The sequence below is a fragment of the Dactylosporangium sp. CS-033363 genome (assembly GCF_050942475.1).
Classification (GTDB): Bacteria; Actinomycetota; Actinomycetes; order Mycobacteriales; family Micromonosporaceae; genus Dactylosporangium.
In genome coordinates this window covers 5,467,940-5,486,664 of sequence record NZ_CP192032.1, presented here as the reverse complement: position 1 = coordinate 5,486,664, position 18,725 = coordinate 5,467,940, and the positions used below count along the sequence as shown (strand labels likewise).

Here is an 18,725-nt window from a genome sequence, read left to right as displayed (position 1 = left end):
GGCGTGTGCATCCCGTCCGGGTGGCTTTCTGGTCGGTGACGGCGTGCGCCGTGCTGGAGCTCGGCCAGGCCGCGACAGCCGGCTGCCTGGTGCTGCGCTACGAACGCCTGGTCGACGACCTCGGCCCGTGGACCCGCATCGAAGCCATGCTCGTCGAAACGGTGTACGTCCATCTGACCGGCGCCCTGATCCTGGCCGGCGGCCTCGCGATGATCCTGTCGGGAGCGGCGATGGCCGTGCCGCGCCGCAATCCGTACACCCGTACGGTGGTCGGCTGGACCCTGCTCGCGGTCAACCTGTCCCTGCTGCTCGGCGTCGTCTACAGCCCGGACTCGGTCCTGATGCCCGACACCCAGCACCAGCTCGACCACCTGCAGCCGCTGCTCCCACTGTGGTACACCGCCCAGCAGGGCCTCACGGTCACCGCGGTGATCACCTGCTCGGCGGTGGCGATGGTGCGCCTGGGCGGCGAGGCGGCGAGCGAGTACTACCAGCGCCACGACCCGACCGCCACCTGGCACGGCTTCACGTCCTGGCTGGATGTCCGCTTCCAGGACTGACGCCTCCGCTGTCGATCTCTGGGTCGCGCGTCTCTGGGTCGCGCGTCTCCGGGTCGCGCGTCTCTGGGGCGCGCGTCTCCGGGTCGCGCGTCTCCGGGTCGCGCGTCTCCGGGTCGCGCGTCTCCGGGTCGCGCGTCTCCGGGTCGCGCGTCTCCGGGTCGCGCGTCTCCGGGCCGCGTCTCCGGGCCGCGCGTCTCCGGGCCGCGCGTCTCCGGGCCGCGCGTCCGCAGGCTGGCATCGGCGGGGCGGGACCTTCGACGATGTGCGATCGGGCGTGGTGGTCTCCGGATGCGGCATAATCACCGTGAACAGCCGCTGGACGGGCAGCCTCTCGATCGTTTCGCGCCCGGTTGTCACGCTGAGCGACGGCGGCTCGATTACCGAATTCCAGTAACCGGTAATCCAATAATTCGGTAATCCGCCGAGAATCTTGGTGGCGACGTCGGCCCGGGGATGTCGAGGACGGGGGAGCGGCTCCGACCGGTTGGCATGAAGCAACGCTCGCCCTGGCTCGGCCTCGCCGTTCTCGCGCTGCCGGCCCTGCTCGTCTCGATCGACGTCTTCGTGCTGCTCCTAGCCATGCCCAGGATCGGCGCCGACCTGCACGCCAGCAGTACCGAGCAACTGTGGATCCTCGACGTCTACGGCTTCCTGCTGTCCGGCTCCATGATCACCATGGGAACGCTCGGTGACCGGATCGGAAGGCGGCGGCTCCTGCTGCTCGGCGCGGCCGCGTTCGGGGCGGCGTCGATCGTCGCCGCGTACAGCAGCGGCCCGGCCATGCTCATCGCCGCCCGCGCCGCGCTCGGCATCGCCGGTGCCACCCTCGCCCCGTCGGCGCTGGCCCTGATCAGCGGCCTGTTCCCTGACCCCCGCCGGCGCGGCCTCGCGATCGGCGTGTGGATGGTCTGCTTCATGAGCGGCGCCATCATCGGCCCGGTCGTCGGCGGCCTGCTGCTCGAGCACTTCTGGTGGGGCTCGGCGTTCCTGCTGGGCGTACCGCCGATGCTGCTCCTGCTGATCCTCGGCCCGCTCCTGCTGCCCGAACAGCGCCACCCGGGCGCCGGCCGCTTCGACCTGCCCAGCGTCGGCCTCTCCCTCGCCGCCATCCTGCCCGCGGTCTACGGCATCAAGGAGCTCGCCCGGGACGGCTGGCACCCGCTGCCGGGCGCGGCCCTGTTGCTCGGCCTGACGCTCGCCGTCGTGTTCGTCCGCCGCCAGCTGCAGCTCGGTAACAGCAATCGCACCACACTGCTGCCAGAGGCGGACGCTGATCAGGCTGCGCCGAGCGCCCGCGTCGGCACCAGCACTCGACCCACACCGCTGCCGGCGGCGGACGCTGATCGGGCCGCGCCGAGCGCGCGCGTCCGCACCGCCAATCGACCCGCACCGCTATCTGCGGCGGATTCTGATCAGGCCGGGCCGAGCGGGCGTGAGCGCGGGCGGGCCCAGGTGGCGACCGTCCCGAGGACCGCGATCGATCAGGCCCGAAAGTCCCGCGAGCCGCTGCTCGACCTGCGGCTGTTCCGCGATCGCGCGTTCGCCGCGGCGCTGGGCGGCATGTTCGTCGGCACCATGCTCACCGGCGCCATGATGGTCTTCATCACCCAGCACCTGCAGCTCGTCGACGGCCTGACCCCGCAGTCCGCCGGCCTGTGGATCCTGCCCGCCGCCATCGCCAGCGCGATCAGCTTCCAGGTCTCGCCGCTGCTGGCGCGCCGCGTACCCCAGGGCCGGCTCATCGCCGGCGGCCTGCTGCTCTCGGCGGTCGGCGCCGCCCTCGTCGTGCTGATCCCGGCCGGTGCGGGCCCGCTGCCGATCGTCACGGCGTTCGTGATCAGCAATCTCGGCATGGGCCCGATGGTCACCCTCGCCACGGGCATCGTCCTCGGCTCCGCCCCACCGGAGCGGGCCGGATCGGCGGGCGCCCTGAACGAGGTCTCCGGCGAGTTCGGGTACGCGCTCGGCATCGCCCTGCTCGGCAGCCTCGGCACCGCCGTGTACCGCAGCGTCGTCCAGGTCCCCGCCGGCCTGCCCGGCGCGGCCGGCGTCCACGACACGGCGACGGCCGCGACCACCGTGGCCGCCACATTGCCCGCCGAAATGGGCGCCCGGGTGCTCGCCGCCGCCCGCGACGCCTCCACGGCGGGCCTGCACGTGGTCGCCGCCGTCGCCGCGGTGGTGCTTGTCGGGCTGGCCGTGGTGACGTACCGGATGCTGCGCCACCTGCCCCCGCTGACCTCCGCGGAGGCAGCGAACTAGGCCCGGGAGGCCGCCGGCCCCGCACCGCGGCGACCCTCGAGGCGGCGGCGAACGAAACCCGGAAAGGCGGCCCAACCGGCCCGCGGCGACGAACCCGCGGCGACGAACGTGCGGCGACGAACCCGCGGCGGACGAACCCGCGGCGACGAACCCGCGGCGACGAACCCGCGGCGACGAACCCGCGGCGACGAACCCGCGGCGACCATCGGCCCGGCAGCCGTCAGACCTCAGGTGCGCCGCCGGGGAAGCCGCCAGACCCGCACCGTGGCGACGAACCCGCGGCGACCATCGGCCCGGCGGCCGTCAAACCTCAGGGCAGGCGGCCTCAGACCTCAGGCACGACGCCGGACACCAGCCGCGGCGCCGGCCGGTGCGGACAGGCCGGCCGCCGCCGCAGGTGATACGCCACAGCAGCCGCCCCCAACGCCACGCCCCACACCGTCCACAGCACCCCCGGCCCAGCAATCGCCCACGTCGACGGCGTGATCGACAGCCGGAGGTTCATCAACCCGGCCGGTACCAGCACCACGGCGACCAGCAGCGCCGGCACCACGGCAAGCATCGGCGGCACCGGCCGCCCGCCCCGCCCGAGGACCCACCGAGGAAACCGCTCACCCCACGCCGCGACCAGCCCGTGGGTCAGCACCCCACCCAGCAGCGAGGCCGCCGCACACCCCAGCCCAACTTCGAGCATCCCCGGCGTGTCCTGCATCATCGCGAGGAAGTCGTCCGGAATCCCCAGCGGCACCCCGAGATACCAGGCGATCCGCGTGACCTCGTACGGCAGCGGCGCCAGCAGCGACACCAGCACGGCCCGCCGCCCGAACCGCAGCAGCGTGCCCCGCGGCACCGGCGACCCGCCACCGCACCGCAGGCACGCACCCCGGGCGCGCCGCGAAGCGATCAGCGCCGCAACAGCCCACAACACGCCCCCGGCGAACAGGATGATCAGGTTCGTCCGGTGCCAGTACATGATGTCGCCCAACCCGTCCTGCGGCCCCGGCACTCCCGTGAATGCGAATACCACCAGCACGGGCGAGAAGGCGAGAAAGGCCAGCAAGGAGTAGTCGGGCAGCAGCAGCGCCAGCACCGCGGCCAGGCTCCAGGCGGCGATCAACGCGCGCCGCCCGGCCCCGCCGCGGGCCAGGTACACCGCGAGCACCACCCCGCCCAGGCACACCCCGGCCATGATCGGCGCGACCACGCCCACCGGCGCGCCCTCCAGCAGCGACGCGGACCGGTGGTCGTCGTCGACGGGCCCGAACGGATACGAGCCGCCGCCCGCCCACCAGACCACGGCCAGGACCCCGTACGCGGCGGACCAGGCCCCCGCACCCCACGCCGGCAACTTCGACAGTTCCATGGGGGAGATCTTCGATATAACAGCCTGTGATGGTACTGAGTGAAGCTGAGCCCGTTGCCAGGAGCCCACGCAAACCGGGTGAGGCGAGATAGGGTTCGGAGACGTGACTGTGACGCCAGACCAGCCCCTGGACCTTCCCCGCACGGCAGGCGAACTCCGGGCGAGCGGCCACCGGTTCCGCACCGTGAAGGAGGAGCTCCGCGAGAACCTCCTCGACCGGCTGCGCTCCGGCGAGCCGCGCTTCCCCGGCATCGTCGGCTACGACGACACCGTCCTGCCCGAGCTCGAGCGCGCCATCCTCGCCGGGCACGACGTCGTCCTGCTCGGCGAGCGCGGCCAGGGCAAGACCCGGGTCATCCGGGGCCTGATCCACCTGCTCGACGAGTGGGCGCCGATCATCGCCGGGTCCGAGCTCAACGAGCACCCCTACGAGCCCATCACGCCCGCCTCGCGCCGGCTGGCCGCCGAGGCCGGCGACGCGCTGCCGGTCGACTGGATCCACCGCTCCGTCCGGTACGGCGAGAAGCTCGCCACCCCCGACACCAGCGTCGGCGACCTGATCGGCGACGTCGACCCGATCCGGGTCGCGCAGGGCCGGACCCTCGGCGACCCGGAGACCATCCACTTCGGACTCGTGCCGCGCACCAACCGCGGGATCTTCGCCGTCAACGAGCTGCCCGACCTCGCCGAGCGCATCCAGGTCTCGCTGCTCAACGTGCTGGAGGAGCGCGACATCCAGGTCCGCGGCTACCAGCTGCGGCTGCCCCTGGACATCCTGCTCGTGGCCAGCGCGAACCCCGAGGACTACACCAACCGCGGGCGGATCATCACGCCGCTCAAGGACCGGTTCGGGGCCGAGATCCGGACCCACTACCCGCTCGATCTCGAGCTCGAGATGGATCTGGTACGGCAGGAGGCCCAGCTCGTCGCACAGGTCCCCGACCACGTCATCGAGGTGATCGCCCGCTTCACGCGCGCGGTCCGCGAGTCGCCGTCGGTGGACGCCCGCTCGGGCGTGTCGGCCCGGTTCGCGATCGCGGCGGCCGAGACCGTGTCCGCGTCGGCGCTGCGCCGGGCCGGGCTGCTCGGCGAGGAGCTGCCGGTGGCCCGCATCGGCGACACCGAGTCGGTGACGTCGACGCTTCGGGGCAAGGTCGAGTTCGACAGCGGTGAGGAGGGGCGGGAGATCGAGATCCTGGCCCACCTGCTGCGCACCGCGACCGCGGAGACGTTCCGGGGGCGGCTGGCCGGGCTGGACCTGTCCGGGTTCACCGACCTCGTCGCCGAGGGCCAGGTCATCGAGACCGGCGAGCTGGCGGCGGCGGACGAGATCCTGCGCCAGGTCGGTACCGTGCCGGGTCTGGCCAAGGTTTTGGATCGTCTCGGGCTCGGCGACGCGCCCAGCCGCGGCGAGGCGGCCGCGGGCGTCGAATTCGCCCTGGAGGGGCTGCACCTGACCCGGCGGCTGTCGAAGGACCTCACCGACGACGGCCGCACCGTGTACGGAGGCTGATCTTGCGCCACAACAGGTTCCGCTACGGGGCGTGGCGCGGCGGGCCCGACCCGCTCGCCCCGCCCTACGACGTGCGGGCCGCCGTCGACCAGGTCGGCAACGAGGTCCTCGAGGGCGGCAGCCTGCGCGACGCGCTGCGCAACCTGCTGCGCCGCGGACCGCAGGGCGGCCGGGGCCTCGACGACCTGCTCGCCCGGGCCCGCCGGATGCGCCGCGAGGCGATGCGCCGCGGCCAGCTCGACGGGGCCGTGACCCGGGCGTCGCAGCTGCTCGATCAAGCGCTTGCCACCGAACGGGACGCGCTGACCCGGCTGGACACCGACGACGCCAGGTTCGCCGAAGCCCAGCTCGACGCGCTGCCGCGCTCCACGGCGCAGGCGGTTTCCGAATTGAAGAACTACAACTGGACGTCCGACGAGGCGCGCCAGCTCTACGACCAGATCCTCGACCAGCTCCGCCAGGAGGTCGTCGAGCAGCGTTTCCAGGGCATGCAGCAGGCCCTGCGCGACCCCGAGGCCCAGGCCGCGATGCGCGAGATGCTGCAGGACCTCAACGCGCTGCTGGCCAAGCACGCCCGCGGCGAGAACACCGACGACGCCTTCGCCGAGTTCATGAACCGCCACGGCGACTTCTTCCCGGAGAAGCCGAACAGCGTCGACGAGCTCATCGACGCCCTGGCCAGGCGGGCCGCGGCCGGCGAGCGCCTCATGCGCTCGCTCTCGCCGCAGCAGCGGGCCGAGCTGCAGGACCTCATGGCCCAGTCGCTCGGCGACATGGCCGGCGAGTTCGCCGCCCTCACCGACAACCTGCGCGCGCTGCGCCCCAACCTCAACTGGGGCCGGGGCGAGCGGGTCCGCGGCGAGAACGACCTCGGCTACGGCGACGCCGCCGGCGCCCTGGAGGAGATCGGCGACCTCGACGACCTGCTCGACCAGCTCGGCCAGGAGCACCCCGGCGCGACCCTGGACGACGTCGACGTCGAGGCGGTCGAGCGCCAGCTGGGCCGGTCGGCGGCCGACGACGTACGCCGGCTGCGCGAGCTCGAACAGCAACTGCGCCGCCAGGGCTGGGTGACCCGCGGTGCCGACGGGCTGACCCTGAGCCCCAAGGCGCTGCGCCGGCTGGGCGGCACCGCGCTGCGGACCGTCTTCGCCCAGCTGCACGCCGGCCGCCAGGGCCAGCACGACCTGCGCGACGCCGGCGCGGCGGGCGAGCTGACCGGGGCGTCGCGGCGCTGGGAGTACGGCGACGAGCAGGCCCTGGACGTCGTACGCACGATCGGCAACGCCGTGCGCCGCCAGGCCACCGGGGGCGCGGCGACCCTGCCGATCGGCCTGGACGTCGAGGACTTCGAGATCGCCGAGACCGAACGGCGCGTCTCGGCGGCCGTCGCCCTCTGCGTCGACCTGTCCTTCTCGATGATGGCCGACGGCCGCTGGGGCCCCATGAAACAGGCCGCCCTGGCCCTGTCGCACCTGGTGGCGACCCGCTTCCCGCAGGACGCGCTGCAGATCATCGGCTTCGGCCGGTACGCCAGCACGCTCTCGCAGGAAGAGCTCGCCGCCGTCGAGCCGGACATGGTGCAGGGCACCAACCTGCAGCACGCGCTCAAGCTGGCCGCCCGCCACCTGCGCCGCCACCCGGCCTCGGACCCCGTGGTCCTGGTCGTGACCGACGGCGAGCCGACCGCCCACCTGCTGGACGACGGCAGCTCGTTCTTCATGTGGCCCTCGACCCGCGAGACGGTCCGCGCCACCGTGCACGAGGTCGACCAGCTCACCCGCTACGGCGCGGTCCTGAACGTCTTCATGCTCGGCGAGGACCCGGGCCTGCGCCGCTTCGTCGACGCGGTGGCCCGCCGCAGCGGCGGCCGGGTCTTCACCCCCGACGCCGACGACCTGGGCCGATACGTCGTCTCGGACTACATGCGAGCCCGACGGGGCCGCCGCGGCTGAGATCCGACAATGGCCATGTGGCTATCCAGCGGCAGGCCGGATCGGCGCGGTTCCCCCGCAAGGCGGGACCGCGCCTCATCCGTTTGAAGAAGAGGGTGAGACGGGCGCGGACCGTGTTTGGAATTCGGGGTTGCAGGGGTAATCAGATCTACGTAGATCGGTTTCGGTACCCACTCCTCCCGGGAGCTGACAAATGATCGTCCTTGGTCTGATCCTCTTCCTCGTCGGCCTGTTCCTGCATGTCGGCATCATCGAGACGATCGGGATCGTGCTGCTCATCGTGGGCGCGGTGCTGTGGATTCTCGGCGCGGTGGGCCGTCCGATCGCCGGCCGCCGTCACTATTGGTAACCCGCGAGCGCAAAGAAGGGCCGGCCCGGTGCCGGCCCTTCTTGCTGTTCAGCGCCGGAACCAGCGGCGTTTCTTGACCGGGGGTACCGGCGGTGTCTCCGGCGCGCTGAGCAGGTCCCGCGCCACGGAAGTCACGGCCGGCGCCATCCCCGGCGTGCGCAGCGCCAGGACGGCCAGCGACTCGGCGATCGTCACGCCCCGCGTGCGGGCCTGCTGCACGGCGTCGAGGAACCGCTCGGCGACCGTCGCGCGCACCTCGGCGCGGCAGGCGGGGTCCAGCCAAGCGGCCACGACCAGCGCGAACACGGCCGCCTCGGTGGTCCAGTCCTCGACGCCGAAGGCGATCTCGGTGAGCAGCCGCCGGGAGCGGGCCGTGTCGCCCGGTTCGGTCCCCGCCCGCAGCTCCTCACAATGCAACAAGCCTAAGCAGGTGTACGCCTGGCAGGCCCGCTCCCACACCCCGTCCGGCAGCCCGGGGTCGGTGCCGGACGGGGGATGCACGAGCAGCGCGACGAGGTCGTCGGCGGGCAGCTGGCCGAGGGGCAGCGCATGGTCGTACGCCGCGACCGGGTTGGGCCATTCGGGCCGGACGACCCCGCGCAGGATCTCCACGGCGCGAGCTGTCGGCGACGGTACCGCCGGTGCCGCCCACACCCCCGCATACGTCCACAGTGCGCGTCCGAAGGGCCGCTGCGGCGCGACCATGTCCAGCGGCGGGTCGCCCTCGATGGTGAGCGACAGGCCGGGGACGTCGCGGCGCACGAGGCGCAGCGCGCTGGGTACCTCCAGCGCGGTCAGCGTCGCCACGCCGCGCATGTCGCGCTGGTCGCGGGGGATCTGGCGGAGCAGGTTCACGACGGACTCGGTCGGGCCGGCGACGAGCCCGAGCCAGGGCCGGCCGCGGCAGGCGCCGTCGAGGTCGGTGTGCTCGTGGCTGGTGACCGGGTGCTCGCGCATGAAGTCGACGAGCGCGACCAGGTGGCGCACGTCGCCGTCGCGCTGGAACCGCAGGCGGGCGGCGGTGTGTACGGCACAGTCGTAGTCCGGCACCCGCCTGATCGCGGTGTCCAGCAGCTCCAGGGCCTCGTCGAGCCGCCCGGCCTCGGCCAGCCAGTTGGCCACGTCGGCGCAGAGGTCGACCTCGTCGGGCTGCTGCTGCCAGGCCTGCCGCATGACCTGGATGGCCTGCTCGAACCGGCCGTCGGCCTTGAGCGCGTACGCGTACCAGACCGCGGTGAGCTTGTCGGGGTGCAGCCGGTGGCCGTGGGCGCCCCATCGCACGGCCTCGGCGAGGACGCCGGGGGCGAGGGCGGTGAACCGGCGCCCGAGCCCGGCCGCGGCCCCGTGCAGCAGCGCACTCGCGGGGTGGGCGGCGCAGGCCCGGCGGGCCAGGTCGAGGTAGACCTCGTTCGCCTGCGCGACCGCCGGTTCGGCCGGGTCGCCGAGCCCGGGCATGACGGCGACGAACAGCCGGGCCAGGTCGTCGGGGTCGAGCCGGCGCGGTTCGAGGGCGCGTACCCAGCTCACGTCGGCCCACGGCTGCGCGGGGTCGAACCGGGTCGCCTGGGCGAGCATCCGCAGCCCGCCGAGCGGGTCGTGCCGCCCTTGTAGGTGTGCCCGGGCGACGACGGCGCCGATGAACGCGGGCTGCTCGATCGGGAACAGCGCGATGGCCCCCTCGTCCCCGGCCCGGGCGACCAGGGCGGCGAGCAGTTCGTGCACCTCGGGCAGGCGCGGCGCCCAGGCCACGGCCCCGGCGACGTGGCCGGCCGCGTGTTCGAGGTCGCCGTCGGCGAGCGCGATGCGGGCCAGGGAGAGTTCCCCGTGGGCCTGCGCGATCGGGTCGTCGCGCTGCTCGTCGGTCACTGCGTGAGCGTATTGCGTTCCGCCCGCTTTCGGTGACCCGCCCCGTCCGCCCGATTTTGCGTACCCACCCTCGCCGTCGGCGCCTCGACCCTTGCCGGATTGCCGCCGCCTCGACCCTCGCCGCGCCCGCCGCCGCTGGCCCACGCGCCGCCGATCGCCGGCCCGCCGCGACTGCCCCGCCGTTGCGATGACCGTGGCGATTGCCCGGCCGTTGCGATGGGCGTGGCGGTTGCCCGGCCGCTGCGATGACCGTGGCGCCGATCGCCCGGCGCGGTCGTGGAGCGGTTGCCGCGGTGGGCGAGCGTCGTCGGTGTGCGGTTGCCGGCCCGGAGCCGGTGGGGCGGTTGCTGCGGTGGGCGAGCGTCGTCGGTGTGCGGTTGCCGGCCCGGAGCCGGTGGGGCGGTTGCTGCGGTGGGCGAGCGTCGTCGGTGTGCGGTTGCCGGCCCGGAGCCGGTGGGGCGGTTGCTGCGGTGGGCGAGCGTCGTCGGTGTGCGGTTGCCGGCCCGGAGCCGGTGGGGCGGTTGCTGCGGTGGGCGAGCGTCGTCGGTGTGCGGTTGCCGGCCCGGAGCCGGTGGGGCGGTTGCCGCGGTGGGCGAGCGTCGTCAGCGTGCGGTTGCCGGCCCGGAGCCGGCGGAGCGGTTGCCGCGGCGGGTCTGCGCGTCGACGTTGGCGGTCATCGCGTTGAGCACGTCCGGCAGTGCCGAGACCGTGGCGGCGTCCAGGCCCGCGACCGTCTCGTCGGCGAGGTCGCACCACAGGGCCTTGACCTGAGCGGCGAGGGCGCGGCCGGAGCCGGTGAGCTCGACGACGGTGGCGCGCCTGTCCGCCGGCGCCGGGGTACGGCGGATGTGTCCCGACGCCTCCAGCTTCTTCGTCATCAGCGTGACGCTCGGTGGTTCGCAGCCGAGGGCGTCGCTGAGCTGGGCCTGGATGCTCGGGCCGGTCCGGTCCAGCTCGAGCAGCAGCGCCTCCTGGCCCGGGTGCAGGCCGAGCGGGGCGAGCAGCGCGGCCGCCCGGGCGCGGTGGCGCAGGCTCAGCAGCCGGATCGCCTGGTTGAGCGCGTCGGCGGCGGCGAAGTCCACGAGGGCCTCCCTTGACAGAAAAGGTTATGCGCATAACGTTATGCGCATAACCAAATCCTACACGGGGAGCGCCATCGTGCCGAGAACCGCCTGGCTGGTCCTGCCGCTCGTCTGCGCGGCGCAGTTCGTGGTGATCCTGGACGCCTCGATCGTCAACGTCGCCCTGCCGTCCGTGCGCCGCGAGCTCGGGTTCACGGCGGCGGGGCTGGCGTGGGTCGTCGACGCGTACCTGCTGAGCTTCGCCGCCCTCCTGCTCCTCGGTGGCCGCGCGGCCGACCGGTTCGGGCACCGGCGGGCGCTGGTCGCCGGGGTGCTGCTGTTCACCGCGGCCAGCCTCGCCGCGGGCCTGGCTCCCACGGCCGCGGTGCTGGTGGGGGCCCGGGCCGCGCAGGGGGTCGGGGCCGCGCTGCTCGCGCCGGCGACCCTGGCCGTCATCAACACCGCGTTCGCGGCGGGGGCGGCCCGGGCCCGGGCGTTCGGGGCCTGGTCGGCGGCCGGCGGGGTCGGCGGGATCTCCGGGGCGCTCGCCGGCGGCGCGATCACGACCGGGCTGTCGTGGCGCTGGGTGTTCCTCATCAACGTCCCGATCGGCGCACTGCTCGCCGCGGCCGCGCTCGCCGCCCTGCCCGCCGACCGGGCGCGGCGCTCGTCGGCGGTCACCGTGGCCGAGCTCGCCGCCTTGCCCGCCGACGCGGCGCGGCGCTCGCCCGCGGTCACCGTGGCCGAGCTCGCCGCCTTGCCCGCCGACGCGGCGCGGCGCTCGCCCGCGGTCACTGTGGCCGACCTTGCCGCGCTGCCCGCCGACCGGGCGCGGCACTCGCCCGCGGTCACCGTGGCCGAGCTTGCCGCCCTGCCCGCCGACCGGGGCGCGGCGCTCGTCCGTGCCCGCGCCGCCCGCCCTGCCGAGCGATCGCGCGGGAGGCTCGTCCGCAGTCACCGCGGCCGCGCCGGAGCCGGTCGTCGCGCTGCCCGGTGGCCGGAGCGCTCGTCCGGGGTGGCTGACCGGCGGCAGGGGGTGCCCGTCGGCGGCGGCTCGAGGTGGCGGAACTGCCCGGCGGGCGGGGGACTCGGGTGCGGCGGCTCGACGTGCTGGGGGTCCTTGCCCGGCCGGGGATTGCCGTCGCGAACGGGATGCTGGTGCTGTTCGGGGCGGCGGCCATCGGGCTGTGGTACTTCTCGGCGCAGCTGCTGCAGAACTCGCTCGGGTTCACAGCGCTGCAGGCGGGACTCGGGCAGACGCCGGCGGCGGTGGTGTTCGTGGTGGTGGCGCGCGTGGCGACGGTACAAGTGCGGCGGTTGAAGGCTCTTGTTCTGTGCGGGTCCGCGCTCCTCACTGGCGGGTTCGGGTGGCTGGCGGCTGCCCCGCACGACTATCTCAGCGGGGTGCTCGGGCCGACGGTGCTCGTCGCGGCCGGGATCGGGGTGCTGTTTCCGGCGCTCATGGCGGCGGCGACGGCCGGGGTGCCCGCCGGGGAGGCCGGGACCGCGGGCGGGGTGGCCAGCACCGCGAACCAGGCCGGGGCGATGCTCGGGCTCGCGGTGCTCGCCACGTTGGACGGGTTCGGGGCGGTGTTCGCCGCGGCGGCGGGGATCGGGGTCGCGCTGGCGGGGTTGAGTATCTTGCTGCCGCGCCACATGGCCTGATGCACGGTATGTTGCCCGGCATGAGCGATGTCAGCGCGCCGCCGCCGGTCCGGCCGTTACGCGAACTCCTGCCGAACCTCGTCTGGGAGGTCGTCCTCCTGCTGGCCGCGATCGGGTTGACCATCGCGCTGTACAACCGGGCGGAGGTGCTCTACTCGTCCGGCGGGATCTGGCTGGGGATCGCGTCGCTCGGCTTCGCGACCAGCGGGCTGGCGCTGTCGCTGCGCACCGGCACCCCGAACCTGGCCGTCGGGCCGCTCGCGGGGCTGGCCATGTACCTGTACGTCGACCAGAACATCGGCGTCGCGCTCATCGCCGTGCTCGGGGCGGGCGTGGTGCTGGCGCTGCTCGCCGGGCTGACCGGGGTGCCGGCGTGGGCCGTCACGCTCGTCGGCGGGCTGCTGGTGCAGGGTCTCACCCTCGGGCTCAGCGACGCGCAGACGCATCCGCTGCGCGACCGGCCCGAGACGTTCTGGACCTGGGGCGCCGGGTTCATCGTCGTGTCGATCGCGGGTGGGGTGGTGTTCGCGATCCCGCCGGTACGCCGCTTCCTCACCGCCAACCGCCCGGGCGGCGGCGAGGCGGGCGCGTTCAGCGGTTCGAAGTTCGTCGGCGCGCTGGTCGGCGTGGTCGGGTCGAGCTTCCTGGCCGGCCTCGCGGGCGTCGTGCTCGCGATGCAGGTCGGCGCCTCCACCCCCGCCGACAACGGCTTCACCCTGGCCGCGCTGGTGGCGGCGATGCTCGCGGGCGTGAGCCCGTTCGGCCGGCGGGCCGGCATTCTCGGCGTCGTACTGGCCGTGGTCATCCTCGACGCGGCCCGCCGGTTCGTGGCGCTGGAGGGCGGCGGGGCCTGGGTCGTCTTCACGCTGCAGGGCCTGCTGGGGCTGCTCGGCGTGCTCGTGGTGTGGATCATCGAGCTGATCGGGCGGCGGGCCTCGCCGTTCGTCGTGGCGCGGCCGGCTGCGCAGTTCGCGGCGGCGCCAGGGTTCCCGCCGCCACCGCAGCAGCTGTACCCGCCGGCTCCGGGCCAGGCGCCGCCCACCCTGCAGGCGCCGGGTCCATGGGGCCCGCCGACGCCCATCAGCCCGGCGGCGGCACCGCCCGTCTCGGCTCCTCCCACGTCCGCGCCGCCCGTTTCCGCGCCGCCGATGTATGTGTCACCGTCGTCCGCGCCGCCCTCGTCCGCGCCGCCTGTTTCCGCGCCGCCGACCTACGGGCCGCCGTCGTCCGCACCGCCGGCGTTCCCGCCGTTGCCGGGTTCGCCGCCGCCGCAGCAGAGCCCGAGCTGGCCGGCCACGCCGCCGCAGCAACAGCAGCCCGGACCGAGCTGGCCGCCGGCGCCGTAGTAAGCGGAAAGCCGTCAGCCGCAAAGCCGTCAAAAGCCGCAAATAAGGCTGGCCTCAGACGGAGTTGCGCGGAACGAGGACCGGATGCGTGGAGCCGGGGGCGGTGAACCACGCCTCCGGCTCGTCGCGCAGCGTCCGATCGATCCGCAGCCGCGCGAACGCCTCCATGTCCGGCAGCTCGGCGAGGGCGAACCAGCGCATGTCGAGCGACTCGTCGTCGGCGACCCGGGCCTCCCCGGAGACGTGCCGGCACCGGAACCACACGTTCATGTAGTCGCACCGGTCGCCGTTGGGGTACGTGACGGCGTGCATCGCGACCCCGGCGATCCGCTCGACCGCGATCTCGATCCCGGCCTCCTCGCGCACCTCGCGCACGATCGCGTCGGCCGGCTGCTCGCCGGGGTCGACCATGCCGGCCAGCAGCGACCAGCGCCCGGTGTCGCTGCGCCGGCCGAGCAGCAGCTCCCCGGCGGCGTTGAAGATCACCGCCGACACGCCCGGCAGCAGGACGGTGTCGTGGCCGACGTGCTTGCGCAGGTTCCGCAGATATTCAGACATCGCCATGAGCCGCGACCTTACCGATACGTGCCGAGCACCCGTTGTACCGTGACGACGATCACGACCCGCGCCGGGTTCGGCCGCGGAACCTTGTACCGGCGGGCGTAGATCGCCTCGGCTTCCCGTACCAGTGCGGGGTCTGACTCGACCGTCGCCGTGCCCTCGACGGTGCTCCAGCGCCGGCCGTCGATCTGGCAGATCGCGATGCGCGGATTGTGGGCGAGGTTGCGCACCTTCTGGGAGGTGCCCGACGTGATGATGCGCGCGATGCCCGCCGCGGGGTCGTAGGTGGCGCCGACCGGGACGCTGTGCGGAGTACCGTCGCGGCGGATCGTGGTGACGGTGCACAGGTGCCGTTCGGTCCAGAACTCCTCGAGCTCGCTCACGACGCCGTGACCTTGCCGTCCTCGACCCGGATGTGCCGGTTCGTGTGCACCGCCTCGAGCATCTGCCGGTCGTGGGTGACCAGCAGCAACGTGCCCGGATAGGAGTCCAGCGCCGACTCCAGCTGCTCGATCGCCGGCAGGTCCAGGTGGTTGGACGGCTCGTCGAGCACGAGCAGGTTCACGCCCCGGCCCTGCAGCAGCGCGAGCGCGGCGCGGGTCCGCTCGCCGGGGGAGAGGCTGGCGGCGGGGCGCAGCACATGCCCGGACCGCAGGCCGAACTTGGCCAGCAGGGTCCGCACGTCCGCCGGATTCTGCTCCGGTACCGCCTGCCGGAACGCATCCAGCAGCGAGTCCTCGCCCTCGAACATCCGCCGCGCCTGATCCACCTCGCCGACGACCACTCCGGGGCCGAGGTGGGCCCGGCCCTCGTCCAGCGGCAGCCGCCCGAGCAGCGCCGCGAGGAGGGTGGTCTTGCCCGAGCCGTTCGCGCCCGTGATCGCGACCCGGTCGGCCCAGTCGATCTGCAGGTCGACGGGCCCGAGGGTGAACGTGCCGCGGCGTACCACCGCGGAGCTCAGCGTCGCGACGACCGCCCCGGCCCGCGGCGCGGCGGCGATCTCCATCTTGAGCTGCCACTCCTTGCGCGGCTCCTCGACCACGTCGAGGCGCTCGATGAGCTTCTCGGTCTGCCGGGCCTTCGCCGCCTGCTTCTCCGTCGACTCGATCCGCTTCGACTTGCCGATCTTGTCGTTGTCGGGCTGCTTGCGGCGCGCGTTCTTGACGCCCTTCTCCATCCAGGCGCGCTGCATGCGGGCGCGCGCCTCGAGGTCGGACTTCGTGTCGGCGTAGTCCTCGTAGCGCTCCCGCGCCTGGCGCCGCGCGATGTCGCGTTCCTCGAGGTAGGCCGCGTACCCGCCGCCGTACAGGTGCGTCTGTTGCTGGTGCAGGTCGAGCTCGAGGACGGCGGTGGCGGTGCGGGTCAGGAACTCCCGGTCGTGGCTGACGATGATCGCCCCGGCCCGCAGGTCCTGCGTGAAGCGCTCCAGCCGGTCCAGGCCGTCGAGGTCCAGGTCGTTGGTGGGCTCGTCGAGCAGGAACAGGTCGTAGCGCGACAGCAGGAGGCTGGCCAGGCCCGCGCGCGCCGCCTGGCCGCCGGACAGCGCGGTCATCTCCAGGTCGAGGTCGACGGCCAGGCCCAGGTCGGCCGCGGTCGCCTCGGCCCGCTCGTCGAGGTCCGCGCCGCCGAGCGCCAGCCAGCGTTCCAGGGCGATGCTGTACTCCTCGGCCGCCTGCTCGTCGCCGCCCAGTGCCTCGGCCGCGGCGTCCATCCGGGCCTGCGCCTCGGCGACGCCCGTCCGCCTCGCGAGGAACGCGCGCAGGGTCTCGCCGGGGCGGCGGTCGGGTTCCTGCGGGAGGTACCCGATGGTGGCCGTCGGCGGGCTGAGCTGGACGGTGCCGTGTTCGAGGGGCACCAGCCCGGCGACCGTGCGCAGCAGCGTGGACTTGCCGGCCCCGTTGACGCCGACCAGGCCGATCACGTCGCCGGGGGCCACGACCAGATCCAGGCCGCTGAACAGGGCCTTGTCGCCGTGCCCGGCCGCGAGTTCCTTGACCACCAGGGTTGCTGCCACGTTGTTTCGATCCTCCGGAAATTGTCGTACCCGGTCGTTAGTCTGCCTGGTGCGTGATCGGGGTGGTCGCCGCGCCCCGCCAGGGATCGAGGAGTAGCGTGAATTCTGAAACGCGACCGGATCGAAACGGCTTGCTCTAACAGGAGAGACGCCTTGAGCACAACAGCACCAGCGGCCACGGGGGACGACACCGCGCTGACCCACCGCCAGATCGTCACGATCCTGGTGGGTCTGATGATGGCGATGTTCCTGGCCGCGCTGGACCAGACCATCGTCTCGACGGCGATGCGGACGATCGCCGACGACCTCGGCGGCTTCTCGTTGCAGGCATGGGCGACGACGGCGTTCCTCATCACCTCGACGATCTCGACGCCGCTGTACGGCAAGCTGTCGGACATCTACGGCCGCAAGCCCTTCATCCTCTTCTCGATCGGCATCTTCATCGTCGGCTCGGTGCTGTGCGGCACGGCCGGCACGATCTACCAGCTGGCCGCGTACCGCGCGGTGCAGGGCATCGGCGCCGGCGGCCTGTTCTCCCTGGCCTTCGCGATCATCGGCGACGTGGTGCCGCCCCGCGAGCGGGCCAAGTACCAGGGCTATTTCCTCGCCGTCTTCGGCACGTCGAGCGTGCTCGGGCCGGTGCTGGGCGGCTTCTTCGCCGGTACCGGCGAGATCCTGGGCGTGACCGGCTGGCGCTGGATCTTCTACATCAACGTGCCGATCGCCCTGGCCGCGTTCCTGGTCGTCATGCGCGTGCTGCACATCCCGCACCGCCGCCAGGACCACCGCATCGACTGGCCGGGCGCGCTGGCGCTGATCGTCTGCCTGGTGCCGCTGCTGATCGTCGCCGAGCAGGGCCGCGAGTGGGGCTGGGACTCTGGCCGCGCGCTGCTGTGCTACGGCATCGGCGTCGTCGGGCTGGTGCTGTTCCTGGTCGCCGAGACGCTGTACAAGGAGGAGGCGCTGCTGCCGATGCGCCTGTTCCGCGGCCGCACCTTCTCGGTCGCGTCGATCGCGAGCTTCGTGCTGGGCATGGCGATGTTCGGCGGGCTGCTGACCCTCCCGCTGTACCTGCAGATCGTCAAGGGCGCCACCCCGACCGAGGCCGGCCTGATGCTGCTGCCGCTGGTGCTGGGCATCATGACCGGCTCGATCGTCTCGGGCCAGACCATCGCGCGGACGGGCCGGTACCGCATCTTCCCGATCGTCGGCTCGGTCCTCATGCTCGTCGCGCTGTTCCTGTTCTCGCGCATCGGCGCCGACACCCCGCTGTGGCGCACCATGCTGATCATGGTGGTGATGGGCCTCGGCCTGGGCGGCAACATGCAGCCGGTGATCACCGCGGTGCAGAACGCCGCCAACCCGCGCGAGATCGGCGTCGCCACCTCGACGGTGACGTTCTTCCGCTCGATGGGCGGCACGCTCGGCGCCGCGGTCTTCCTGTCGGTGCTGTTCAGCCTCCTGCCGGACAAAATCAAGTCCGCCTTCACATCGGCCTCGACCACGCCGGAGTTCCGCGCCGCGGTCCAGGCCCACCCCCAGGACCTGCAGAAGATCCAGGGCGCCGCGACGTCCGGCTCGGCCAGCAGCCTGAACGACACGTCCTTCCTGGACTCGGTGAACGCGACCCTGGCCCACCCGCTGAAGGTCGGCTTCTCCGACGCGATGAGCGTGGTCTTCATGGTGGCGGCCGGCATCATGGTCGTCGGCTTCATCATCATCCTGTTCCTGCCGGAGATCCCGCTGCGCTCGATGTCGGGCGCCCAGGCCCGCGCGGCGGAGGACGCGGCCGCTTCCGGCTCCCCGGCGGCGACGACTCCGCCGGCGACGTCGTCGGTGGACGCTTCCGCGGCGCCGGCTTCGCCGAACGGCTCCAGTGCTGCTGCCGCGTCGTCGTCTGTGGCGTCTGCGGTGACGTCTTCTGTGTCGGCGTCGTCCTCCTCGGTGGTCGACGCTTCCTCGAACGGCGGGAGCCAGGCGTCGTCGTCCTTGGAGACGGCGGGCGGGGCTCACGAGGCGGACGCTACGGCGGCTCCTGTCGACCACACGCCGGCGCACGCCGTGGAGGCGGGCGCCCACGAGGCCGACGAGGAGGCCAGCCCGACGGACGCGCCTCCGCGGCACGCTCGCTGATCTCGCGTACTACAACCGCGGCGGCTCCCTTTATATGGGGAGCCGCCGCGGTTGCTTTCCCGCCTTCCTGAGACCGC

At 73.3% G+C, this 18,725-nt stretch carries 14 protein-coding genes and 1 pseudogene; 9 read left to right on the top strand and 6 right to left on the bottom strand.

The window, feature by feature from the left end:
* Positions 1-5 precede the first annotated feature (5 nt).
* Both ACQPZ4_RS25340 and ACQPZ4_RS25335 read left to right on the top strand, forming a co-directional pair.
* Positions 6-560, top strand: coding sequence for a hypothetical protein (locus tag ACQPZ4_RS25340; RefSeq protein ID WP_433065981.1), 555 nt, complete (start codon positions 6-8; stop codon positions 558-560).
* Between the two features lie 489 nt (positions 561-1,049).
* Positions 1,050-2,822 (top strand): MFS transporter, encoded by a 1,773-nt coding sequence (locus ACQPZ4_RS25335; protein ID WP_433065978.1) that lies wholly within the window; start codon positions 1,050-1,052, stop codon positions 2,820-2,822.
* 325 nt (positions 2,823-3,147) lie between these two features.
* Here ACQPZ4_RS25335 and ACQPZ4_RS25330 read toward each other — a convergent pair whose 3' ends face one another.
* Positions 3,148-4,185, bottom strand: a complete 1,038-nt coding sequence (locus ACQPZ4_RS25330) for an NYN domain-containing protein (protein ID WP_433065975.1) — start codon at positions 4,183-4,185, stop codon at positions 3,148-3,150.
* A 103-nt stretch (positions 4,186-4,288) separates the two neighbouring features.
* On the opposite strand from ACQPZ4_RS25330, the gene ACQPZ4_RS25325 reads away from it, so the two are divergent.
* The 3 genes from ACQPZ4_RS25325 (at position 4,289) to ACQPZ4_RS25315 (ending at position 8,002) form a co-directional block, all read left to right on the top strand.
* A complete protein-coding gene (locus ACQPZ4_RS25325) occupies positions 4,289-5,698 on the top strand; it encodes a sigma 54-interacting transcriptional regulator (protein ID WP_433065973.1) in 1,410 nt (469 codons plus the stop codon).
* Positions 5,699-5,700: 2 nt separating this feature from the next.
* On the top strand, positions 5,701-7,653 hold the full coding sequence (locus ACQPZ4_RS25320; RefSeq protein WP_433065971.1) for a VWA domain-containing protein: 1,953 nt from the start codon (positions 5,701-5,703) through the stop codon (positions 7,651-7,653).
* Between the two features lie 193 nt (positions 7,654-7,846).
* The gene (locus ACQPZ4_RS25315) at positions 7,847-8,002 is read left to right on the top strand and encodes a DUF6131 family protein (protein WP_223092164.1); all 156 of its coding nucleotides are present in this window, start codon (positions 7,847-7,849) and stop codon (positions 8,000-8,002) included.
* Positions 8,003-8,050: 48 nt separating this feature from the next.
* Here the strand turns inward: ACQPZ4_RS25315 and ACQPZ4_RS25310 are convergent, their stop codons facing one another.
* Together ACQPZ4_RS25310 and ACQPZ4_RS25305 are read right to left on the bottom strand one after the other, a co-directional pair.
* Positions 8,051-9,868 carry a tetratricopeptide repeat protein gene (locus tag ACQPZ4_RS25310; RefSeq protein WP_433065968.1) on the bottom strand — a complete coding sequence of 606 codons (1,818 nt, stop codon included), beginning with the start codon at positions 9,866-9,868 and terminating at the stop codon, positions 8,051-8,053.
* 602 nt (positions 9,869-10,470) lie between these two features.
* Positions 10,471-10,950: a MarR family winged helix-turn-helix transcriptional regulator gene (locus ACQPZ4_RS25305; RefSeq protein WP_433065965.1), complete on the bottom strand. Its 480-nt coding sequence runs from the start codon at positions 10,948-10,950 to the stop codon at positions 10,471-10,473.
* Between the two features lie 40 nt (positions 10,951-10,990).
* Between ACQPZ4_RS25305 and ACQPZ4_RS25300 the strand changes: the two are divergent.
* The 3 genes and pseudogenes from ACQPZ4_RS25300 to ACQPZ4_RS25290 form a co-directional block, all read left to right on the top strand.
* Positions 10,991-11,560 (top strand): annotated as a pseudogene (locus tag ACQPZ4_RS25300) (MFS transporter); the annotation flags it as partial.
* 521 nt (positions 11,561-12,081) lie between these two features.
* Positions 12,082-12,594: an MFS transporter gene (locus ACQPZ4_RS25295; protein WP_433065962.1), complete on the top strand. Its 513-nt coding sequence runs from the start codon at positions 12,082-12,084 to the stop codon at positions 12,592-12,594.
* Positions 12,595-12,614: 20 nt separating this feature from the next.
* Positions 12,615-13,940 carry a hypothetical protein gene (locus ACQPZ4_RS25290; protein WP_433065960.1) on the top strand — a complete coding sequence of 442 codons (1,326 nt, stop codon included), beginning with the start codon at positions 12,615-12,617 and terminating at the stop codon, positions 13,938-13,940.
* Between the two features lie 54 nt (positions 13,941-13,994).
* On the opposite strand, the gene ACQPZ4_RS25285 is transcribed toward ACQPZ4_RS25290, so the two are convergent.
* Genes ACQPZ4_RS25285 through ACQPZ4_RS25275 form a run of 3 tightly spaced genes read right to left on the bottom strand, consistent with a single transcriptional unit; the run spans position 13,995 to position 16,515 of the window.
* Positions 13,995-14,504 (bottom strand): NUDIX hydrolase, encoded by a 510-nt coding sequence (locus tag ACQPZ4_RS25285; protein ID WP_433065958.1) that lies wholly within the window; start codon positions 14,502-14,504, stop codon positions 13,995-13,997.
* Between the two features lie 11 nt (positions 14,505-14,515).
* On the bottom strand, positions 14,516-14,884 hold the full coding sequence (locus tag ACQPZ4_RS25280) for a pyridoxamine 5'-phosphate oxidase family protein (RefSeq protein WP_433065956.1): 369 nt from the start codon (positions 14,882-14,884) through the stop codon (positions 14,516-14,518).
* Entirely contained in the window at positions 14,881-16,515 is a 1,635-nt protein-coding gene (locus ACQPZ4_RS25275; RefSeq protein WP_433065953.1) for an ABC-F family ATP-binding cassette domain-containing protein, read from the bottom strand. Before ACQPZ4_RS25275 ends, ACQPZ4_RS25280 begins: the two co-directional genes overlap by 4 nt.
* A gap of 153 nt (positions 16,516-16,668) precedes the next feature.
* Here ACQPZ4_RS25275 and ACQPZ4_RS25270 point away from each other — a divergent pair, with 153 nt between their 5' ends.
* On the top strand, positions 16,669-18,648 hold the full coding sequence (locus tag ACQPZ4_RS25270; RefSeq protein ID WP_433065951.1) for an MDR family MFS transporter: 1,980 nt from the start codon (positions 16,669-16,671) through the stop codon (positions 18,646-18,648).
* Positions 18,649-18,725 lie beyond the last annotated feature (77 nt).